Source organism: Nitrospirota bacterium (genome assembly GCA_035516965.1).
GTDB lineage: Bacteria > Nitrospirota > UBA9217 > UBA9217 > UBA9217 > MHEA01.
The window spans coordinates 1-21735 of sequence record DATIZR010000072.1 but is presented as its reverse complement, the minus strand read 5'-3'; the positions used below and the strand labels follow the sequence as shown (position 1 = coordinate 21735).

General features: G+C 57.6%; 15 protein-coding genes. 11 read left to right on the top strand and 4 right to left on the bottom strand.

The window, feature by feature from the left end; genetic code table 11:
* The first annotated feature begins 26 nt into the window (after window positions 1-26).
* The 3 genes from VL197_11520 (at window position 27) to sodC (ending at window position 4879) form a co-directional block, all read left to right on the top strand.
* Window positions 27-3515 carry a PAS domain S-box protein gene (locus VL197_11520; protein HUJ18609.1) on the top strand — a complete coding sequence of 1163 codons (3489 nt, stop codon included), beginning with the start codon at window positions 27-29 and terminating at the stop codon, window positions 3513-3515.
* A gap of 210 nt (window positions 3516-3725) precedes the next feature.
* The gene (locus tag VL197_11515) at window positions 3726-4214 is read left to right on the top strand and encodes a hypothetical protein (protein HUJ18608.1); all 489 of its coding nucleotides are present in this window, start codon (window positions 3726-3728) and stop codon (window positions 4212-4214) included.
* Window positions 4215-4351: 137 nt separating this feature from the next.
* Window positions 4352-4879 carry a superoxide dismutase [Cu-Zn] SodC gene (sodC, locus tag VL197_11510; GenBank protein HUJ18607.1) on the top strand — a complete coding sequence of 176 codons (528 nt, stop codon included), beginning with the start codon at window positions 4352-4354 and terminating at the stop codon, window positions 4877-4879.
* A 393-nt stretch (window positions 4880-5272) separates the two neighbouring features.
* Here the strand turns inward: sodC and VL197_11505 are convergent, their stop codons facing one another.
* A complete protein-coding gene (locus VL197_11505) occupies window positions 5273-5863 on the bottom strand; it encodes a VOC family protein (protein HUJ18606.1) in 591 nt (196 codons plus the stop codon).
* A gap of 288 nt (window positions 5864-6151) precedes the next feature.
* Here VL197_11505 and VL197_11500 point away from each other — a divergent pair, with 288 nt between their 5' ends.
* Window positions 6152-9526 carry a M20/M25/M40 family metallo-hydrolase gene (locus VL197_11500; protein ID HUJ18605.1) on the top strand — a complete coding sequence of 1125 codons (3375 nt, stop codon included), beginning with the start codon at window positions 6152-6154 and terminating at the stop codon, window positions 9524-9526.
* A gap of 58 nt (window positions 9527-9584) precedes the next feature.
* Here VL197_11500 and VL197_11495 read toward each other — a convergent pair whose 3' ends face one another.
* Window positions 9585-9785, bottom strand: a complete 201-nt coding sequence (locus tag VL197_11495; protein HUJ18604.1) for a hypothetical protein — start codon at window positions 9783-9785, stop codon at window positions 9585-9587.
* A gap of 378 nt (window positions 9786-10163) precedes the next feature.
* Entirely contained in the window at window positions 10164-10604 is a 441-nt protein-coding gene (locus tag VL197_11490) for a hypothetical protein (GenBank protein ID HUJ18603.1), read from the bottom strand.
* 305 nt (window positions 10605-10909) lie between these two features.
* Here VL197_11490 and VL197_11485 point away from each other — a divergent pair, with 305 nt between their 5' ends.
* The 7 genes from VL197_11485 to VL197_11455 all read left to right on the top strand — a co-directional run bounded on the left by VL197_11485 (window position 10910) and on the right by VL197_11455 (window position 20416).
* A complete protein-coding gene (locus tag VL197_11485; protein ID HUJ18602.1) occupies window positions 10910-11632 on the top strand; it encodes a response regulator transcription factor in 723 nt (240 codons plus the stop codon).
* A 175-nt stretch (window positions 11633-11807) separates the two neighbouring features.
* Complete coding sequence (locus VL197_11480; protein ID HUJ18601.1) at window positions 11808-13292, top strand: HAMP domain-containing sensor histidine kinase; 1485 nt, start codon at window positions 11808-11810, stop codon at window positions 13290-13292.
* Between the two features lie 290 nt (window positions 13293-13582).
* The gene (locus VL197_11475) at window positions 13583-15580 is read left to right on the top strand and encodes a glycoside hydrolase family 15 protein (GenBank protein ID HUJ18600.1); all 1998 of its coding nucleotides are present in this window, start codon (window positions 13583-13585) and stop codon (window positions 15578-15580) included.
* Window positions 15581-15965: 385 nt separating this feature from the next.
* Window positions 15966-17591, top strand: coding sequence for a molybdopterin-dependent oxidoreductase (locus tag VL197_11470; protein ID HUJ18599.1), 1626 nt, complete (start codon window positions 15966-15968; stop codon window positions 17589-17591).
* A gap of 142 nt (window positions 17592-17733) precedes the next feature.
* Complete coding sequence (locus VL197_11465) at window positions 17734-18024, top strand: coiled coil domain-containing protein (protein HUJ18598.1); 291 nt, start codon at window positions 17734-17736, stop codon at window positions 18022-18024.
* Window positions 18025-18198: 174 nt separating this feature from the next.
* Window positions 18199-18348: a lmo0937 family membrane protein gene (locus VL197_11460; GenBank protein ID HUJ18597.1), complete on the top strand. Its 150-nt coding sequence runs from the start codon at window positions 18199-18201 to the stop codon at window positions 18346-18348.
* 241 nt (window positions 18349-18589) lie between these two features.
* A complete protein-coding gene (locus VL197_11455) occupies window positions 18590-20416 on the top strand; it encodes an alpha-amylase family glycosyl hydrolase (GenBank protein ID HUJ18596.1) in 1827 nt (608 codons plus the stop codon).
* Between the two features lie 465 nt (window positions 20417-20881).
* Here VL197_11455 and VL197_11450 read toward each other — a convergent pair.
* On the bottom strand, window positions 20882-21735 hold an 854-nt coding region (locus VL197_11450), incomplete at its 5' end, for an AIPR family protein (GenBank protein HUJ18595.1).

Below are 21735 nucleotides of genomic sequence, written 5' to 3'. Positions count from 1 at the left end.
GGCTGTTCGCTGGCGGGAGTGGCTTCATGAAAGACAAGAGCAAATCGTCTCACAAGAAAAGCACCCGGTCAGGCGGGGCTCGGCGGACCGTTTCAGGAAGCAATGCGTCCGGACCAGCAACCAGGTCCGCGAAGCCGGCTGAGCCCCAGCAGATCGAGGCCCGTTTCCGCGCTGTCTTCGAGAACTCACGGGACGCCATCGGGGTCTCAAAGGCCGGAGTTCATCTGTTCGAAAATCCCGCATATCTTGAATTGTTCGGGTTTCCCCGGGGGGCCTCACTCGCGGGCAAACCGGTCCTCGACCGTATCGCTCCGGGGAACCGCGATCAGGTCAGGGAGTACACCCTTAGTCGCGCACGCGGCGAATCCGCGCCGTCGGCCTACGAGACGCGCGGCCTGCGCATTGACGGCTCCGAGTTCGACATGGAGGTCAGCGTCTCCACGTATCGGGAGGACGGCGAGGACCGCACCCTCGCGATCCTGAGGGATATCACCCGGCGGAAGACGGCGGAGAATGAGATCGCCGAGCGCGGGGCCATGCTGCAGCAGATCATGGACACCGCGAGTGTGGCGATCGGCTGGTTGGACAAAAGCGGTCGAATCACCCACGCCAACAGGCGCATGGCCGAGATGTTCGGCCGCACGATGGAAGAACTCATCGGGAGCGAATATGTGGATCTTGTTCATCCCGCGGAGCGGGAAAGCGGCCGGAAGAACATGCTGGCCCTGCTGGCGAGCAAGATCCCGTCCGTGGACCTCGAACGGCTGTACCGGCGCAAGGACGGCACCGAATTCTGGGGCCACCTTGCATGCCGCCGCTTCCATGACGCCCGGGGCAACGAACTCGGCCTGATCGGCGTGATCACGGACATCAGCACGCGTAAGCGGGCCGAGGAGGCGCTCAGGAACAGCGAACGCCGCCTGAATACCATCCTGGACAATGTCGGCGCCTACATTTTCATCAAGGATACGCAGTACCGTTATACGTATGTGAACCGCAAGGTGTGCGATCTCTTTGGCAAGAAAGCGGAGGAGATCCTGGGCAAAGGCGACGCGGCATTCTTTTCGGCCGCATCGGTCGAGGAGATCATGCGGAGCGACCGCCTGGTCATAGAGCGGGGCGAAACGGTGGCCCGGGAGGAGACCGGACTCGCCTCGTCTGACGAGCAGCCCAGAACCTACTGGACCGTCAAGCTGCCGCTGCGGGACAGCAGAGGAACGATCTCCGCCCTCTGCGGCATTTCAACGGACATCACCGAGCGCAAACTCACGGAGGAGGTGCTGCGCCAGTCGGAGAACAGGACTCGCAGCATCGTCGAATCGCTTCCGATCGGGATGCACCTGTATCACCTGGAGCCCGACGGCCGCCTGGTATTCATCGGCGCCAATCCTGCGGCGGACGGGATCCTCGGTGTTGACAACAGCATCTTCATCGGCAAGACGATCGAAGAGGCGTTCCCGGCGCTGAAGGATACCGAGGTGCCCCGGCGCTATCGCGAAACGGCTGCCACGGGAACAGCCTGGCAAACGGAAAGCATCGCATACCACGAAGGCGACATCCGGGGCGCATTCGAGGTGCATGCCTTCCGGACCGCACCGAACACCATGGCTGCCGCGTTCGAGGACATCACCGCACGCAAGCGTTCTGAATCTGCCCTGATGCGGAGCGAAGAGAAATACCGGCGTCTCTATAATGAGACGCCGGTTTTGCTCCACTCCATAGACCGGGACGGGGTCGTCGTCGACGTGAATGATCACTGGCTGAAGACCCTTGGCTATGAGCGACAGGAAGTGATCGGCAGGAAGGTGACGGATTTCTTAACGGACGCATCGCGAAAGTACTCTCTGGAGGTCGTCCAGCCTGCTTTTTTCCGGGACGGCGCGGTGCAGGACGTTTCGTTCCAGATGGTAAAAAAGAACGGCGATGTGGCGGACGTGCTCCTTTCCGCGACGGCCGAGCGGGACGCCTCCGGCAGCGTTGTCCGCTCCCTGGCCGTGATCCAGGATATTACGGAGAGGAAGCGGGCGGAGGAGGCACTGCGCGAGAACCAGGCACGGCTCGACCTTGCGCTGCAATCGGCCCATATGGGCGTATGGCGCTGGGAGATCAAGGAGAACAGGCGCTATATGGACAACCTGACCTGTCAACTGTTGGGGATCGAAGCGGCTACGTTTTCCGGGACCGAAGCGGAGTTCTTCCGGGCAGTGCATCCCGAGGATCACGAGAAGATCAAGGCTTCGCTCGCCCGGACCATTGAGCAAAATGTGCACTACGAGTCGGCGTTTCGCGTTATCTGGCCTGAAGGAAGCGTTCATTATGTCACGGCCCGCGGCAGGCTGGTCCGCGACGACAAAGGACAGCCGGTGAGGATCAACGGTATTGTGTGGGACACCACGGACCAACGCCTCCTTGAAGATGAAAGGCTCAAGACACAGAAGATCGAGTCCATCGGCACACTTGCCGGCGGCATCGCCCATGACTTCAACAATCTCCTGCAGGGTGTTTTCGGTTTCATCTCCATGGCCAAGCTGACCTTTGACCAGCGGGAAAAGTCGCTCGCCATGCTCGAACAGGCCGAAAAGGCGCTGCATGCGTCGGTCAACCTGACCAACCAGCTCCTGACCTTTTCCAAAGGAGGGAAGCCGCTGAAGAAAGTGATTGAGCTCAGGCCCGTGATCGAGAACGCGGTGAGGTTGGCTCTGAGCGGATCCCACAATGACTATACCCTTTCCATAGACGAGGGTCTCAACCCGGTGGAGGCCGACGCAGGTCAGATCGGCCAGGTGATCCAGAACATCGTGCTGAACGCCGACCAGGCGATGCCGCTCGGCGGCACGATCGCTCTCTCGGCGCGGAACGCGCCGGCAACTGACGGCAGCCTTGTGGAGATCTTGATCAGTGACCAGGGAACCGGCATTCCTCAAGATCATCTCCTGCGGATATTCGACCCCTATTTCACAACCAAGGAAAAGGGGAGCGGGCTCGGTCTCGCAACCTCCTACTCCATCATCAAGAACCACGGCGGGGAGATCAACGTCGCCTCGGAGCTGGGAAAGGGCTCGACCTTTACGATCCATCTCCCCGCGTCCGAGCGTGCGGCCGAGGCCCCGCCCCTGCCTGCAACGCCCGTCCGCTCCCGACGGGGACGGGTCCTCGTCATGGACGATGAAGAAGTGATCAGGATGGTCACTCGGGAATTGCTGCACGAGCTCGGCCATGAGGCGGTGTTTGTAGAGAACGGAGAAGCGGCGCTCAAGGCCTACCGGGAGGCAAAAGCGTCGGGCAGGCCCTTCGACGTCGTCATCCTGGACCTGACGATCCGGGGTGGCATGGGAGGGATGGAGACCATGCGGAAACTGCGTGAGATCGACCCGGAAGTGCGGGCTGTCGTATCGAGCGGATATTCCGATGATTCCGCAATCGCGAGCCATCGTGAACAGGGCTTCAAGGCGTTCCTCAAGAAACCCTACAACGTGAAAGAGCTTCGGGACGCACTCAACGCCTTATTGGAATAACCGTCGCCGGAAGTAGTAGTTTACCGCACGGGAGCGGTTCCGGCATTCCTCTCCGCCCGAGACGGACGCGGAGAACGCTGTCTGCGCCTCGATGCGCGGTTTGCCGGAAGCTGCATGATGGAATGGCTGCATGACCGGCCGGGAGGACGAGCCCGCCTCCGGTCGGCCCGTCCTTGTCCCTGATGCCGAACAACGGCAGGAAAGGCTTTCATGAACGTGGAAATCACCAGGGAAGAATATGCGCTCTTGCTGGACCTGATCATCATAGCCAGCGCGGTCCTTACCGATCACAAGGACGGCGATGCCCGGACCAGGGAGCACGAAAAGGTGATCCAGAAGATCTACGCCCTCGCCGATGCCATGGGACAGGGCAGCAGGATCGTGCATGATGCCGACCTGGGGAAATATGTTCCCGCCTCAGACTCCCCGGAGCCGTCCCTGGTCCACACGTTCCTGGACGAATACGCGGACGAGACCTTCTGGCACGAACTGATCTTTCGTTTCACCGAGCGGGACGTGGCGCGCCAGGTCGGCGGATTCGAGAACCTGAGCACGCTGCCCGCCGATCAGCGGTTCGACCTGGAAACACCAATCGAAGAGCGGTATATGGAGGAGTTCAGCAAACACGGCATAGACAGGCTCGAGGTGGTCGCTCCGGCCGGAGGGCAGTTCGGCATGATGCCGAAAACGTCGGATTGAATGCTTTTCATCCGTAGCATTCCGAGACGGCTGGAAAACAAGGATCACGGCCGCCGACTCAGCGGAGCAGCAGTTTCTCTGTGGTATACTTGGAAAATGACGCGGCATTGCTCTGCCGCCGAAAGGAGGAATTACCCATGAAACTGTTCATTGCAGCAGCAGCGCTCGGCATGGTCCTGGCACTCGCTCCCGCCCTGTTCGCAGACGAGACCGTGGTTCCCCTGAACCTCATTTCCGATCAGGGCATCGGCAAGACGATCGGCTCCATCACCCTGAGCGACACGCCTCAGGGCCTCAAGCTGGCCCCTGCCCTCACGGACCTGGCACCGGGAGTCCACGGCTTTCATGTGCACGACAAACCGGACTGCGGTCCGGGCATGAAGGACGGAAAACCTGCTGCGGGTTTCGCGGCCGGCGGACACTATGATCCCATGGCGTCCGGCAAGCACGAAGGCCCCATGGGCAAGGGCCATCTCGGCGATTTGCCCGCTCTCGTCGTGGACAAGGACGGCAAGGCGACGGCTCCCGTGGTCGCGCCGCGCCTCAAGCTGTCTGACGTGAGGGGCCGCTCGATCATGATCCATGCGGGCGGAGACAATTACGCGGACGCGCCGGCGCCCCTCGGAGGCGGCGGTGGCAGGGTGGCCTGCGGAGTGATCAAATAGCTCATCGACAAAATGAGTGGAGCCCCCACCGGCAGGAGCCGGTGGCTCCCTTTAAGAACGCGACCTCCCGCGGACTACGACGCATTACCCCTGGCAAGAGCCGGGGGATTGCAAGTCGCGGGATTCAATAACAAAGGCGGGGGCCCTCCCCGCCTTTGTTGTGTGATACCCGAGAGAGAAACTGTTTCAGATCAGAGGAGTCCCCGGGGCTCGCTTTAAGAATACGATTTCCCGTCTGCACCCAGAGTTGACGAGTGTGATAAGCGCGAGTGCAGGGTGCGGACTACGACGCATTATCTCCGGCAGGAGCCGGGGGATTGCAAGTCGCGGGATACAGGTCCTCGCCCAGGTTCGATCCCGGACTCGAACCCGTTCGGACGGGGACAAGCATGTTCATGCGTTTGTCTTTTTCCCGTGGAACAGCTCGCTTCCCGCGCCGGGGTAGATCCTGCGCTTCTCTCTCGGCGTCGGCGCTGCAGCGGCAGGCCACCGGTCGAACCGCGGCTCGGCGCCCTCCCTTGCCAGGAGCGTTGGCTCCCGGTCCGCCATGAGAGGGCTCTTCCGCACATCGGTGCCGGGGACATAATAGCTGAACTCCACGGGAATGCCGTTGGGGTCAAAGGAATAGATCGAGTGAATGAACCCGTGGTCGATGACCTCGGAGACCCATATCCCGGCGGCCTCGAACCGCTCCTTCAGTTTCCAGAGTTCGTCCTCGTCCTGCACGCCGAAGGCAACGTGGTCGAAGGCAAAGGGCCCCTTCACCGGACGCCCGTGCTCCTTCTCTTCGACAGGGCTCACGCCGGGCCATTCGAAAAAAGCGATCATGTCGTGGTCCGAGACCTGGAGGAAGTACTGGCGGTAGCCGGGCTTGCCGAGGCCGGCAATGAGCCTCATGCCGAGCAGGTCCCTCCAGAACCGGATGGTCTCATCCATGTTCCCCGTGGCCAGGGCTAGGTGGTTCACACCGGTATAGCGGATCATGTTCCCTCCCTGTTCTGCTTCAGCCGTCACAGCCCGATGAACTCAATCCCCGCGCTCTCTTCGCTGCCGAGGCCGCGTGTTCCTATGATACCATGTTGCTGAAACCGGTTGGCGGTCTTTTCGGCGACTCAAAATTCATAACGACAGGAGATGAGACCGGTGCGATTGATATGAACACATTTCGCGGGTATAATAAAATCATTCTATCACGATAAGGAGAAAACAGTGATGCCTCGGACGCCCAATGGCCGCCCTTCTCGATGCTGTTCGACGCCTGATTCCCGCTGCTTGACCGAACGCGCCGGATACGTCCTCAGGCTCAGGCAGAACAGCCTCCCGCGCCCGCTGTTCATGCTCGCCATTGTCCTGCTCCTCGCCTGGCATCCCCTCGTCCTTCACGCTGCCGGACTGCCTCATCATACGCTCACGGTGTCACTCGATCCCGGACGCCACAAGCTGAGCGCCTCCGACACGATCACGGTGCCCGGGGACTTCCCGCGGGAATTCACCTTTGCCCTGCACGCGGGACTCAATCCGTCATCCCCTGATCCCGGTGTGCACATCCGGAAGAAAGCCCGACAGGATGCGGACGCGCCTCTCGAAGTGTTCCTCGTCACGCTGCCCCGGGGGGCAAACACGTTCACCGTCGCCTATTCCGGAAGCATCTACCATCCCCTCATCGCGAGCCAGAACCAGGCCCGGGGGTTCGACCAGACGCCGGGCAGTATCGCCGGGGAGGGCGTGTACCTTGCCGCAAGCTCGGCATGGTATCCCCTGCTCGAAACCGATTTTTTCACTTTTACCCTCACGATCGTCCTGCCCGTTGAATGGGACGCGGTCAGCCAGGGCGGCCGCAGGCTCCGGGACAGGATGAAAACCGGCGAAAGCGTTGAATGGGATTCGCCGGAGCCGCAGAACGAAATCTATCTTATCGCTTCCCGGTTCAAGACGTATGAGAAGACAAAGGGCAAGCTCACGGCCATGGTCTATCTCCGCACACCCGACGAGGGTCTCGCGTCCAGGTACCTGGACGCCACGATGCAGTACATCGCGATGTACGACAGGCTGATCGGACCCTATCCCTACGCCAAGTTCGCGCTCGTCGAGAACTTCTGGGAGACCGGCTTCGGCATGCCGTCCTTCACCCTTCTCGGCCCCACCGTGCTCCGGCTGCCTTTTATCATCAACACCTCCTATCCCCACGAGATCCTGCACAACTGGTGGGGCAACAGCGTGTACCCGGTGTACGAGAAGGGCAACTGGTCGGAGGGGATCACCGCCTACCTCGCCGACCATCTGCTGAAGGAGCAGCAGGGCCAGGGAGCGGACTACCGCCTGACCACGCTCCAGAAATACGCGGATTACGTCTCGAGCGGACGCGACTTCCCGCTTACCCGGTTCACGGCGCGTCACAGCCCCTCGACGGAGGCGGTGGGATACGGCAAGGCGCTCATGTTCTTCCATATGCTCAGGCTCGAGCTGGGAGACAAGGCCTTCATCAAGGGCCTTCGCGATTTTTACCGGGACTACAAATTCCATTACGCCACCTTCGCTGATATCGATAAAAGCTTCTCTGCCTCCTCGGGTAGAGATCTCAAGGCGGAATTCGACCAATGGATAACGAAGACCGGGGCGCCGGAGATACGATTGGAGAACGTACGGCCAAGGAGCAACGGACAGGGATCGAAGGATGGCAACGGCTCGATAATCGCATTCCGGATGAGGCAGGTCCAGCAGGGAAGACCCTACCGCATGCATATTCCCGTTGCCGTGACGCTGGAGCACGCGGAACAGGCGTACCAGACTGTCGTGGAAATGAACGAGGGCGAGAGGGAGTTCGAGCTGGCTGTCCCGTCACGCGCGCTCCGGCTCGACATCGACCCCGAGTTCGACCTGTTCCGCAGGCTCGACCGCGGCGAGGTCCCTCCTGCTATCACCCAGCCGCTGGGGGCGAAGAAGATGCTCGTCATTCTGCCTGCAATCGCGGGCAAAAAGATGCTCGATGCATACCGGGCATTTGCGCAGGACCTTGCTGACGCGGGCCCTGATGCGGTCGACGTGAAGCTCGACAGTGAGGTCTCGAAACTGCCGATCGACCGGGCAGTGGCTGTCCTGGGATGGGAGAACAGGTTCCTGCAAGGCCTGGAGCCCGCGTGGAAGGAGTACGAGGTCTCGTTCGGGGCCAAGGCCATCAGGATCAACAGGACCGCGATCGCGAAGATGAACCACTCCGTGGTTCTTACCGCCCGGAATCCCGGGAACAGGGACGCGGGTCTGCTGTTCATCGCCGCTGACCGGCCGGAACCGCTCCCCGGTCTCGGCCGGAAGCTCCCCCACTATCACAAGTACAGCTATCTCGCCTTCGAAGGCGACGAGCCCGCGAATGTCGCAAAAGGCCGCTGGCCCGTTGTCGATTCTCCGCTCACCGCCTTCCTGGATGCCAAGCATGTCGAGATGGCTAGGCTCGCCCCGCGTGAGGCTTTGGCTTCGCTGCCGCCGGTCTATTCGGAAGAACGGATGATGGAAACGATCAGGCTCCTGGCGGGCGAAATGCTCAAGGGCAGGGAGATCGGCACGCCGGAGATCGACAGGGCCGCCGGATACCTCGCTCTACAGTTCAAGCAGGCGGGGCTGCTGCCGGGTGGTGATGACGGAAGTTTTTTCCAGGCCTGGAAAGACCCTTCACGCGGGATCGTGATGAAGAACGTGATCGGCGTCATCCGCGGAATGAACCGGAAATTCAGCAGCCAGAGCGTCGTCATCGGAGCGCACTATGATCACCTGGGAATGGGAATGAACATCGGCCGGACCGAGGACCGGGGCAGGATCCATCCCGGCGCGGATGACAATGCCAGCGGCGTGGCCGTGCTGCTGGAGCTTGCGCGGGTGCTGAAGGAAACCCTGAAACCCGACCGGAACATCGTCTTTGCGGCGTTCACCGGCGAGGAGGAAGGCAAGCTCGGGTCGAACTATTACATCAAGTACGGGCGCGCCTATCCTGTCTCGAACTGCATCGGCATGGTGAACCTCGATACCGTGGGCAGGCTCGGCAGGAAGAAACTGCTCGTGCTCGGCGGAAGCTCGGCGAAGGAGTGGGTGCACATCTTCCGGGGCGCGTGGTTCGTGACCGGCGTCGAGATCGATATGGTCTCGGAAAATCTCGACTCGAGCGATCAGATGAGCTTCCAGGAAGCGGGCGTGCCCGCTGTCCAGCTCTTTTCAGGGCCTCACCTCGACTATCATCGTCCATCGGATACGATCGACACGATCGATTCCGCCGGACTCGTCAAGGCGGCATCGGTGACCAAAGAGGTCGTCGAATATCTTTCAGGACGCGAAGCGCCTTTGACTTCGACGCTGAAGCCCGGGGAAGCACCACCGGCAGGACCGAAGACCGAGCGCAAGGTGAGCCTCGGGACGATCCCGGATTTTTCTTTTCACGGCAAGGGAGTCAGGCTGTCGGGTGTGGCCGAAGGATCTCCATCGGCGCTTGCGGGAATGCGGGAGGGCGATGTCATCACGGGCATCGACTCGCAGGCGGTGAATGATCTGAAGGATTTCTCTGACGCCTTGAAGAGAGCAAAACCCGGTGAGAAGTTATCGATCAGCTTTACGAGGAACGGGAAAGAAATGACGGTGCAGACCGCGGTTCAAGCGCGGTAGAACGCCGCAGTTACTGCCCCTCAGCCGGAAAAACGCTGCCGGGACCCCGATAAATCCATCACGCAGTCTGTTTCGACAGCCACGCGAGACATTCGCCTTCCATGACCTCGCCCTGCAGATTCCGCGTCCGGATGCACTTACCAGACCGCGTTCTTACACGCTCCACAAAACCTGCGAGGCGCCCGTCCTGGTGTACTTCGATGCTCAGCTTCCATTCCCCGGATCCGGTGATCTGGAAAATACCGTATACCTTTACCATGCCGACCTCCCGCTGATATCGTATCGGCATTTCTCCGGATATCTTTAATGCCGTCACAACCGAAACCGGGAGGTGGAACCAGGAAAGACAACGGCCGCACGAGGACTTTGCAGGAACAGGGAACCGGAATGCCGATGGACTGCCTCATGATCTTCTCCACACCGACACCGGTCGCGAAGACCCTGAGGCCTCGGGGAAGAAAGGGGATGGAACGCGTTTATTCACTCCGCATGCCTTTTGTCGTGATCATGCCCGACAATCGCATTCTCTGGCAGACTGCAGAACAGCCTGCCAGAGAATCGATCAATGCGCGAACAGGCCTTTTACTTCGCCTGTCCTGAGAGTGCATGACGGCCCTGCAACCCTACCTGTACGATCCTATCGCAGGGGTTCGGTGGTACCGTTGTCGAACGCCACGGGGCCCGTGCTGAACAGGGTAATGCCGTTATACGGATCGAGAGCTGACTCATCTTCCCGCATGCCACCCGCTGCGGAGCCTTCAACAGTGGGGCTGCTTATTGCGGCCGGTCCTATTGCAGCATCGTCCAATGCCACGGGACCGATGCTGAACAGGGTAATGCCATTGTTCGGCTCGAGTGCAGACTCATCTTCCCGCATGCCACCCGCTGCGGAGCCTTCAACATAGGCATCACCCATAACTGCCGGTCCTATTGCGCCATCGTCGAATGCTATGGGACCCGTGCTGAACACCGTAATGCCATTCTCCTCCCTGGCTGCGGGGCCGCCCTCGCCTGCATAGGCTGAACCCGTGAACAGGGTAGCTGCGATTGTAATCGTCAGAATAAGTTTTTTTTTCATGGTAGCACCTCTTTCGTCAGGACTTGTTTCACGATTCTGCAACTGTATAACTCCTAGTATATCACGCCGGGGAATAACACTCCGTTTATTGCAATAACATTTGCGTCACAATTACGTCACATCCCACAATATAGTGCTACTTTTATCCTCTTTATCCCCGGTTTTTATTCTCATGCACGAGCGCTGCTTCAAATGGCCCTTTTAATGCGCGTCACATGTCTCGTGCCCATTAGGCATGGGCATTCCTTATTAGTGCGGCGTCACACCGTTTTATGATATTCTTAAGCAGAAAGGAGTACTATCGCATGCCGCGGAAGATCCTCGTCATTGAGGATGATAAAGACATCGCCCGCCTCGTCGAGCTTCACCTGAGGGACGCGGGGTATGAAGTGAGCCTGGCCCATGACGGCAAAGCAGGCCTCGAACAGGCCTTCGCGCGGCACTTCGACCTGATCATCCTTGATCTGATGCTTCCCGGCGTCGATGGCCTGGAGATCTGCCGGCAGGTGAGGGCCGGCTCCGCCTATACGCCGATCCTGATGCTGACTTCGAAATCTTCCGAGCTCGACCGGGTCCTGGGACTCGAGATCGGCGCCGATGACTATCTGACCAAGCCCTTCAGTATCCGGGAGCTTCTCGCGCGGGTCAAGGCCCTGTTCCGGCGCCTGGAAGCGATCCGATCGGAGGCTTCGAAGGAGCCGCAGACGGCGATCACCGCCGGGGATCTCGTGATCGATGCGGCGAAAAGAAAGGTTGCGCTCAAGGGAGAACCGGTGGCGCTCACTGCCAAGGAGTTCGACCTCCTGCACCACTTTGCCCGCCATCCCGGCCGGGTCTATACGAGATCGGAACTGCTGAGCGTTGTATGGGGCTATGGATACGAGGGCTACGAGCACACGGTCAATTCCCATATAAATCGCCTCAGGGCAAAGATCGAGGACGATCCCGCGGCGCCCCGCTACATTTTGAGCGTCCGCGGTGTCGGTTACAAGTTCTCCGAGGGAGGGGAAGGGGAGAAAGAACCGTAAAGGGAACCACGGACCACGACCCTGGGTGAAACCGTTCGAGGGCAGGACAGGCGCAATCGGATGGGCCCGGGTTCGCTATCTCAACGCCTGAAGCTCATTTTTTATCGGTGTTCATCCGTCTGTTCGCGAAGCGAACCTGTGGTTGGAAGACCAGTTTTAGCCGGAGAAGAATGTCATGTTCAAGAACCTCTATACGAGACTGGCCGCTGTGCTGCTCGGGCTTTTCCTGCTTGTCGGCGTCCTGTACCTCCTGCTCACGCTCTACACCACCCGGCTCTATTTCCAGGAGGTGAACCAGAGGCTCAACCGGATCCTGGCGCAGCACCTGGTTTCGGAAAAGATCCTGATGAAGGACGGCAGGGTCGATGAAGAGGCCCTGCGAAACATTTTTCACATGCTCATGGTCGTGAACCCCGTGATCGAGGTCTATCTGCTCGACCCGGAGGGCAGGATCGTGGCATACTCCGCGCCGCCCGGCAAGGTGAAGAGGAAATCGGTCTCCCTGGAGCCCGTCAGGCAATTGCTTGCGGGCGCCCCTGCTTTGCCCATCCTGGGAGACGACCCGCGCGACCCTTCCCAGAAGAAGATATTTTCCGCGGCTCCGATCACCCTGGACAACCGGATGCAGGGCTATCTGTACATCATCCTGGCAGGCGAGGAATTCGATACCGAGGCCCAGATGCTCCGGGGCAGCTACATCCTCCGTCTCAGTCTCTGGGCCGCCGCGGGTGGCCTGCTGTTTGCCTTATTGGCGGCGCTCCTCCTGTTCAACCGGATGACGAGGCCGCTCCGGCAGCTTACATCGGCGATGGAGGACTTCCGAAGGTATGATTTCTCCGCGGCTCCCCCTTTCATGCGGGGCGTCAAGACCGCATCGGGAAACGAGATCGACAGACTCTCGATCATCTTCAAGGAGATGGCGGACCGGATCGTTCTTCTGATAGCGGAATTGAAACAGTCAGACTGGCACCGGCGGGAATACCTGGCGAACATCGCCCACGATCTTCGCACCCCGCTCGCCTCGCTCCATGGCTATCTCGAGACGCTGCTGATGAAAGAGGGATCGCTTTCGGCCGGGGAGCAGCGGAGCTATCTTGCGACCGCCATCAAGCGCTCCGACCAGCTCGGCAAGCTCGTGGCCGGGCTCTTTGAACTGGCGAAGCTGGATTCGCCCGATGTCCAGGTCCGGCTTGAGCCCTTTTCCCTGGCGGAACTCATCCAGGACATACTCCAGAAGTTCAAGCTCGCTGCGGAGAAGGGAAAGGTCGCGCTCCGGATGGACATCACGGGGGACCTCCCCCTGATTTCCGCCGACATCGGGCTTACCGAACGGGTTTTCGACAATCTGATCGAAAATGCCCTGCGCTTTACGCCGAGGGACGGAATGATCAGCGTCGCCGCTTCTCTCGAGAATGACCGGGTGAAGGTGCAGGTATCCGATACCGGCTTGGGCATTCCTTCTGAGGCCATTCCCCATCTGTTCGACCGTTTTCCCCAGCGCGATCGCAGCGCACTGGCGAACGAATCGGGATCAGGACTCGGCCTTGCCATTGTGAAGAGAATCCTCAAGCTTCACGGGAGCGGCATCGAGGTCAGCAGCCGGGTCAACAGGGGCACGACCTTCACGTTCACCCTGCCGGTCCACGAGGCTTCTTTCTAGTCATCTCCCTCGGAACTGTACTCAGACTTTGGTTTTATCCTGCTCCCGTGCCTGTACTCTCAAACTGTCATTGCGAGCAGCTTTTTTCGCGACGTGGCAATCTCGAATTTATTGATTTACTTAACGCTGAGATTGCTTCGCTTCGTTCGCAAAGACGAAAAAAGATTTTAGTGACCTGCTCGTACTTACCCGCCCGATCCTATGATATATTTCTGAAAGAGATCCATTTGGCCGGCTCATCGCGCAGCTCTCATTCTTTCATCACTAAAACGCCGAAAAGGTAAGATGGCATGCCGAGGGACATACCGATAGGGAACGGCTCCCTGTTGATCCTGTATGATAAGACAGGGCTTGTGCGGGAGCTCTGCTTCCCAAGCGTGGGCAGTGAGAACCACGCCCAGGGCCATGCCTTCAGGGTCGGCGTCTGGGCGAACGGCGTATTCTCCTGGATCGACGGGGAGGGATGGGAGCGCTCGCTGGACTACGAGGATGACACCCTCGTGGCCAGGATCGGGCTTGTGAGCAATTCCCTCGGCCTGAACATCACGATGAGGGATGTCGTTGACTTCCACGAGAATCTCTACGTGCGGGAGATCTCTGTAAAGAACCTCACGCCGCAGCCCATCGAGCTCCGCCTCTTTTTCCATCATGATTTCCACATCTACGGCTCGGAGATCGGCGATACGGTCTGCTTCAAGCCGGAAGAGAAGGGGCTTCTCCATTACAAGGGGAAAAGATATTTTTTCGTCAATGCCCTGACGGAAAAGGGAGTCGGTGTCGACCAGTTTGCAACGGGGATAAAAGAATCAAAGGGTCTGAGCGGAACCTGGGTCGACGCCGAAGACGGAGTTCTTTCCGGCAATCCTGTTTCGCAGGGTTCGGTGGACTCGGTCTGCGCCGTGCATATGACAATCCCGCCCGACCAGACTGCGCAGGCCTGGTACTGGATGGCGGCCTGCGTTGACTGGAAAGGCGTGAAGCGGTTGAACGATCTCGTCGTCCGGAGAACGCCGGGACATTTCATCGCGAGGACAGCCGATTACTGGAAGCTGTGGCTCGACCGGGAGCGCATGAAATTCGGCGATCTGCCCGATGCCGTCACCCGGCTGTATACGCGGAGCCTCCTCATCCTGAGGACGCACATCAGCGACAACGGCGCGGTCATAGCCGCGAATGACTCCGACATCCTTCAGTTCTCCCGGGACACCTATGCGTACATGTGGCCAAGGGACGGCGCGCTTGCGGCGCACGCCCTCGACCTCGCCGGCTTCCCGATACCGGCGCAGAAGTTCTTTGCATTCTGCGGCGAGATCATCGGGCGGAACGGCTTTTTCATGCACAAGTACAACCCCGACGGCTCCCTCGCCAGTTCGTGGCATCCCTGGGTCCTGGAAGGAAAGCCCCATCTCCCCATCCAGGAGGACGAGACGGGGCTCGTGCTCTGGGCGCTCTGGGAGCACTATAAACTGTACCAGGACGTTGAGTTCATCAAGCCCCTGTACCGGAAGGTCATCAAGGCCGGCGCGGACTTCCTGTGCGATTTCGCAGATCAGAGAACGTGGCTCCCCCTGCCCTCGTACGACCTCTGGGAAGAGCGCCTCGGCATTCACACCTTTACCACCTGCGCTGTTATCGCCGGGCTGAAAGCGGCCGCCAATTTTACCTCGGCCCTGGGCGAAACGGAGCTCTGGGAGAAATACCAGGCAGCGGCCGATAGGTTCAAGGGAGCGCTTGAGGAGCATCTCTTTGACCAGGAAGCCGGGAGGTTCATGAACGGAATTTCAGACCATGACGGATCGCCTCAGAAGGACCTCAAGCTCGATGCCAGCCTCTGCGGGCTCTTCGCCTTCGGAGTTTTCCCGGCATCCGACGAGAAGGTCGTCAATACCATCGAGGCGCTGAAAGAAAAGCTCTGGTGCAAGACAACGCTCGGCGGGCTGGCACGGTACGAACTCGACCGTTATCAGAGCGCGGCCGCGCCAAGCCCGGACATCCCCGGCAACCCCTGGATCATCAGCACGCTCTGGTATGCCCAATACCTGGTCGAAAAGGCGAAGACCGGGACCCAGCTGCGGGAGTCGATCGGCGTATTGAAATGGGTTACCGAGAGGGCGCTGCGGTCGGGGGTCCTCGCGGAGCAGGTGGACCCCCTGAGCGGAGAAGCGGTCTCGGTCTCCCCCCTCGTCTGGAGCCACGCCGCTTTCATCATCGCGGTGCAGCAATATCTGAGGAAACACCGGGAAGTGGAGCGGTGTCCCACCTGCGGACAGCCGCTCTTGCCCTGGTGACGCGCAGCTCGGGATACGTGCCGTTGAAAGAGCTACATAAGATGTCAGAAACCGTATTTTTTATCCGCAGATTACGCGCCCTGCACTCGCGGTCCCGCTCGTAAGCGCTGGGTGCAGGCAGATTAACGCAGATAGATTCTGAATGAATGTGAGAAGCAGAGTCGTTAGATTCGGCTTGCCGTTTTAAACCCAGAAGTCTTTTCATTTTTTTCTGCGTCCATCTGCTTGTGCCCGCGTTTTGGCAACAGCAGGGTACGACATCTGCGGATAGATAGGTTCTAAAAGAATTTTATCCGCAGATTATAAAGATTTACGCAGATGGGTCCAAGATCATTATGACACTGATAATAACAACCCTATCCATCGAGAAAGAGAGGAACAGAACATGAAAATGCGTGGCACGCCGGGAGTTCTCATGGGATCGCTGGTCGGGGCATTGGTGACCGCGGCGCTGATCGCCGTCTTTTACGCGGGATGGCGGCTGGCGGACCTGCCCTTCGTCCCCTTTGACGTGTTCGACTGGACGACCCGCGTCCTGCCGGGAGCGTTCATTGAATTCGTCATCGGCGCCATGGTGGCCGCCATCCGCGGTCTCTCCCTGGGCCCCACGTCGGTCGTCGCCAAGCTCATGGAGCAGGCCATGGGGATCGTCGGCCTCTTTGTCACCGGCGTTGTTGCCGGTGCGGTTCTCTTCGGCGTGCTGCGCGTTCTTCGCGGCCGGTTAAGTTACCCGTTGGGCCTCCTCGTCGGGTTGTTCGCGGCCATTCCCGCCGTGCTCATCAGCGCCTCGCTCGGCAAGACCGCCGTGGCTCCGCCGGTGGTCAGTGCGCTCTGGATCCTGTTCGTCTTTGCCTTATGGGGGATGGCACTCGGCTGGACTTACCTGAGGCTGGCCGGTTTCAGCGTTACCGGTGAACAGGGTTCGGACCTTGAATCCTCCGTTCAGCGGGTCAGTCGGCGCCAATTCATCATCCGTCTTGCCGGGTTCACGGCGACCATCACGGTGAGCGGGGCGATGGTGGGCCTCCTGTCGGAGCGCCACAGCCGGATGAAAATGGAGAGCCTCATGCCCTGGTCCTCAACGCACGCTCTGCCGAACGCAAACGCAGCGGTCAAGCCCGCGCCCGGCACGCGGCCCGAATACACTCCCCTGGAGCGGCACTACCGCATCGATATCAACACGACTCCGCCGAAGATCGACGGGATGATGTGGCGGCTCAAGATCAAGGGACTGGTCGATAAGCCCCTGTCCCTCACCCTGGACGAGCTCCGGCGCTACGAACCCATGCACCAGTTCGTCACGCTGTCCTGCATCTCAAACCCCGTGGGCGGGGACCTGATCGGCACGACGCGCTGGACCGGCGTCAGCCTGAAGAGCTTCCTGCTCGACCTCGGCCTGAAGCCCGGCGCCACGCACCTGAAGATCAGCTCCGCCGACGGCTTTTTTGAGACCCTGGCACTGGAAACGGTCATGGCCGACGAACGGGTTATGCTGGCCTATGCCTGGGACGGTGTGCCGCTGCATGAGGACCACGGCTTTCCGCTGCGCGTCTACATGCCGGACCTCCACGGGATGAAGCAGCCCAAATGGATCGAGACCATCGAGGCGATGGACCACTGGGAGCCGGGCTACTGGGTGGTCCGCGGCTGGGACAAGGTCGCAAAGATGAAGGCAACGTCCGTGATCGACACCATCGCCGTTGATATGACCATCATCAGCGCCGATCAGCGGAAACTGGTGCCCATCGGCGGGATCGCCCACGCGGGAGCCCGCGGGATCTCGAAGGTCGAGGTGCAGGTTGATAACGGCCCCTGGCAGGAGGCCGCGATCAGGACTCCCCTGTCGCAAACGACATGGGTGCTCTGGCGCTATGACTGGCCGTTCCAGTCCGGCAAGCACAACTTTACGGTGCGCTGTTATGACGGGAGCAGCAGGCCGCAGATCGTCGAGGTGATGCCGCCCGCACCCAGCGGAGCCTCCGGGCTGTTCAGCAAGAGTCAGAAGTTCTGAGGTCATCGGACGGAACAAAGTCGCGAGGTTGTTCAGTCAGGCATGGTCCTCGTTGTTGCAGGCATCGTGCTGCTGGTCGCGAGAAGGGAAAAAAGGCAGAGAAGAGTCAATACTTCCAAATTAAACTCAGGAGGTGGTTGCTATGAACGACAAAAGAAAAGCATACGAAGAAAAGCTTGATGCGCAGTTGAAGGAATGGGGCGCACAGATCGGCCTGCTCAAGGCCAAGGCGGACAATGCCAAGGCCGACGCGAAGATCGAGTATTACAAAACCATCGAGGTCTTGCAGAGCAAGCAGAATGAAGCCAAGGCGAAGCTGAAAGAGTTGAAGACCGCCAGCGATGCGGCATGGGAAGACCTCAAGAAAGGCGCGGAGAAGGCCTGGGCTGACGTGAAGACGGCCTACCACGACGCGAGCTCGAGGTTCAAATGAGCAGGGGCGGGAAAACAGCCGGAAGGACCTAGTGACCAAACCCGTCAACGACGCAAAGGGTTTGAGAAGCCTAAGAACCGGTTGCCCATCGGGTGATTGAGTTCAGGTACGCATAGATTGCCGGACCGATGAGCGCGTGGGCAACGGGCATGAGCAATCCAAAAGGAGGATCATATGTTGTGGACAATCGCCGTGGTACTACTGATTCTGTGGGTGCTGGGCTTGGTGAGCAATTACACGATGGGTGGGTTCATCCATGTTTTGCTGGTGATCGCAATCGTCGTGGTGCTGGTCAGGATCATCCGGGGGGAAAAAGTCTTGTAGTTCGTGGGGGACCCGGGTCTTCAGGGTCAAGTTCTCTCATCTTAAGACCGCCGGCGATGAGGCATGGGAAGACCTGAAGACGGTCGCAGAAAAGCCCGGGCTGAAGGCAAGGCCGTCTTTCGCGATGCGATCTCGTAGTTCAACTGAGCCAGGCTGACGAACTGATCACCTGGCAAGACATTCCTTTCTGTTTAATCAGTGCGCCCGGTCCGACAGGAAAGATTAAACATTGGAGGGGAAAATGGCAGAAGAAGATCGCACAATATTAAGACAATCGGGCATGGGGGCCATTCCCCATGCAAGGAGTGTGACCTTTCGGGTATGGGCGCCGCATGCTGAAAGGGTTTACGTGGTCGGTTCCTTCAATGGCTGGAAGGAAACTTCTCCATCTCTGGCCAGAGAGGAGAACGGATACTGGTCTATTGACGTGCCAGAGGCAAAAATGGGAGACGAGTACCGATATGTGATTCACACGCCAGCTGATTGGAAGCTCCCTCCTCTCTCTCGCATTGATCCTTATGCCAGAAAGGTGACGAACGCAACGGGCAACGGGATCATCTATGGGCCTCAAGCTTTCGATTGGGGTGGTGATACCTTCCAGATGCCCACGGGAAATGAGCTTGTCATTTACGAAATGCACGTCGGTACCTTTCACGTTAAAGAGAAAGGACACATGGGGACGTTTGAAAGTGCCATTGAAAAATTTCCTTACCTTAAAGAACTAGGTATCAATGCTATCGAAGTGATGCCGATCAAGGAATTTGCGGGCGATTTTTCGTGGGGGTACAATCCGTCACATCCTTTTACCATCGCAAGCATTTATGGCGGACCGGATGCTTTTAAGCGATTTGTCAAGTCGGCCCACGATCAAGGGATCGCCATCATCGTAGATGTCGTTTACAACCACTTTGGTCCGGACAATCTTGATCTGTGGCAGTTTGACGGTTGGAGCGAAAATGAGAAGGGTGGGATTTACTTTTACAACGATCACCGCTCGAAAACACCCTGGGGCGATACACGACCTGATTATGGCCGCAGTGAAGTGCGCCAGTATTTACGCGATAACGCTCTCATGTGGTTCGAGGAATATCACGTCGACGGCCTGCGTTGGGACATGATAATCTATATCAGCAGCATTGACGGTAATGAAGGAAATCCGGCTAATGATATTCCCGAAGGCTGGAGCCTGATGCAGTGGATCAATGGGGAAATCCAAAAAAAATTTCCGGGCAAGATCAGCATCGGTGAGAGCATGAGGAATAACCCCTGGGTTACTAAAGATGCGGGAGCGGGCGGCTTAGGCTTCAATGCGCAATGGGATGCCGAATTTGTTCACCCCGTTCGTCAGGCCGTCATCGTACGTGATGATAAAGACCGTGATCTAGGCGAGGTCGTCAAAGCTATCGAGCACCGCTACGACCCGGACGTCTTCAGGCGGGTCATTTATACTGAGTCGCACGACGAGGTTGCGAATGGCCGGGCACGCGTGCCGGAAGAGATATGGCCGGGTAATGTGGACAGCTGGTTTTCCAAGAAGCGTTCCACATTAGGAGCTGCGCTTGTTCTTACTTCGCCTGGCATTCCGATGATTTTTCAAGGACAGGAGTTGCTTGAAGATCGCTGGTTTCAGGATAAGGACCCGATTGATTGGTCTAGAACTGCCGCGGAAAATGGTATTCTCAGCATGTATCGGGACCTGATTGCCCTGCGACGCAACCTCTCAGGCGTAACGCGGGGGTTATGCGGTCAAACCATGCATATCTATCATGTTGACCATGAGGCCAAAGTCATCGCCTTCCATCGTTCGGACAAACAGGGCCCAAAAGATAGCTCCATTGTGGTGGTTAATATGACGAACCAAAATCGCGATGGTTATGTCATCGGTTTTCCGCGAGCAGGGTTGTGGAAGACCCGCTTTAACAGTGACTCCTACAATTATGACCCCCATTTTGCCAACCATCCCACCACTGACGTCGTAACCCGTGCGGAAGGAGCCGACGGGCTGCCCTGCTCCGGCGGAATCGGCATTGGGCCGTACACGGTGGTAATTTTTTCACAGGATGAATAAAATCTCTACAAAGATATCAATTTCCATGTCGGACCACGCTAGCTTTTGCTTTTCAAATGCTATCCTTCCAAAAAGAAGATATTTTCTGCGCTTAAAACCATTCTTTTCCTGCCCCAAAAGCGGCCTGTAAGAAGCAGCATCCGCATCTCGCTTCTCTCCTTCAAGCTATCTTTTGCCTGTCAAAAAGAGCATTCTAAGGCTAAAAATCGACCAGTCTTTCTATTCATTACTTCAAGTTTCAAGTAATTAGCTTGGTCCGACCCCAGTGATGATCCCTCATTTAGGCTATCTGGCCTTGAAAGCCAAATAGAATTATTTTTTAAAATATTCTCGGTAAACTCATTTGCTGATCTGTATTTGTATAGTATGTCCATGCAAATCAACAGTCCAAAGGTTTTGAAATTAATATCTTGCCTATACTCGTATCAACGCGTCGCTATCGAGTCAGGTTATTACTATCCTGATCTACTTTTCCAGCTGTTTTAAAGCAAACTCGCGGATTATTTTGTTTGTTTGAATTTCCTTGAAAAACTTATCATGAGTATAGAGTTCGCCACGTTTCTTGGCTTCTTTTACTACTACCTTATTGACAATAGCAATGGCCTGTTTAAGAACCCTATCTATATTCTTGTCTATGGCCATATTTACGTGTTTCTTCTCAACGATTAACTTGCAGACATTCAATAGATGAAAGATTGCGCGTGAAATGAACGCTTCTTTTTCATTTATGGCTTCTTTGTTTCTTTTCTTCCGTTGGATTTCTTTTTTCATTTTCTCAAGTGGCAGGAAAAGTCTGTATGGCAATAACATCTTTACAGCACTGATCTCGTTTTCTTTGAAAACATCATTGTATTTATCGCCATATACGATTGCCTTCTGATTCTTTGCTTCTGATGGCATATCGTGATAGTAAGCCAAGCAAATCTGTCCCAATAATTCGCCATCAAGCCTTTTCGCCTTAGCCTGCGACTGGTGTTGATTCTTTTTGCGCTCATAATAGTAGCCAATGGCCTTGAATTGTTCTTCGAGTTTTTGTTGTATCCGGTCGTTCGCGTGTAGATCGCGCGATCTAACTGGCGTTTGGCTATTTGTAGTTTCACTAATCTTATCTGTTATATGGTAGTCCTTCTTAGATTCGCATATTCTGACAAGAAGGAGTACGGATTTTATTTTATCTTTATTTTCCTGCGCTGCTTCAAATAGAGCATGTGTTGTTTGGCCACCATTAACAATCTGAAAGTTATTAAGAGTAGCCAACGGGCTTGGTGTGTTCGGCGGATATGAACATTCTTCACAGACAATCGTTATCCCGTTATTTA

What these genes read in the sequence shown, in the direction of transcription:
- VL197_11520 (HUJ18609.1), top strand. Translation starts at nt 27, where the DNA reads ATGAAAGACAAGAGCAAATCGTCTCACAAGAAAAGCACCCGGTCAGGC.
- VL197_11515 (HUJ18608.1), top strand. Translation starts at nt 3,726, where the DNA reads ATGAACGTGGAAATCACCAGGGAAGAATATGCGCTCTTGCTGGACCTG.
- sodC (HUJ18607.1), top strand. Translation starts at nt 4,352, where the DNA reads ATGAAACTGTTCATTGCAGCAGCAGCGCTCGGCATGGTCCTGGCACTC.
- VL197_11505 (HUJ18606.1), bottom strand. Translation starts at nt 5,863, where the DNA reads ATGATCCGCTATACCGGTGTGAACCACCTAGCCCTGGCCACGGGGAAC.
- VL197_11495 (HUJ18604.1), bottom strand. Translation starts at nt 9,785, where the DNA reads ATGGTAAAGGTATACGGTATTTTCCAGATCACCGGATCCGGGGAATGG.
- VL197_11490 (HUJ18603.1), bottom strand. Translation starts at nt 10,604, where the DNA reads ATGAAAAAAAAACTTATTCTGACGATTACAATCGCAGCTACCCTGTTC.
- VL197_11485 (HUJ18602.1), top strand. Translation starts at nt 10,910, where the DNA reads ATGCCGCGGAAGATCCTCGTCATTGAGGATGATAAAGACATCGCCCGC.
- VL197_11480 (HUJ18601.1), top strand. Translation starts at nt 11,808, where the DNA reads ATGTTCAAGAACCTCTATACGAGACTGGCCGCTGTGCTGCTCGGGCTT.
- VL197_11475 (HUJ18600.1), top strand. Translation starts at nt 13,583, where the DNA reads ATGCCGAGGGACATACCGATAGGGAACGGCTCCCTGTTGATCCTGTAT.
- VL197_11470 (HUJ18599.1), top strand. Translation starts at nt 15,966, where the DNA reads ATGAAAATGCGTGGCACGCCGGGAGTTCTCATGGGATCGCTGGTCGGG.
- VL197_11465 (HUJ18598.1), top strand. Translation starts at nt 17,734, where the DNA reads ATGAACGACAAAAGAAAAGCATACGAAGAAAAGCTTGATGCGCAGTTG.
- VL197_11460 (HUJ18597.1), top strand. Translation starts at nt 18,199, where the DNA reads ATGTTGTGGACAATCGCCGTGGTACTACTGATTCTGTGGGTGCTGGGC.
- VL197_11455 (HUJ18596.1), top strand. Translation starts at nt 18,590, where the DNA reads ATGGCAGAAGAAGATCGCACAATATTAAGACAATCGGGCATGGGGGCC.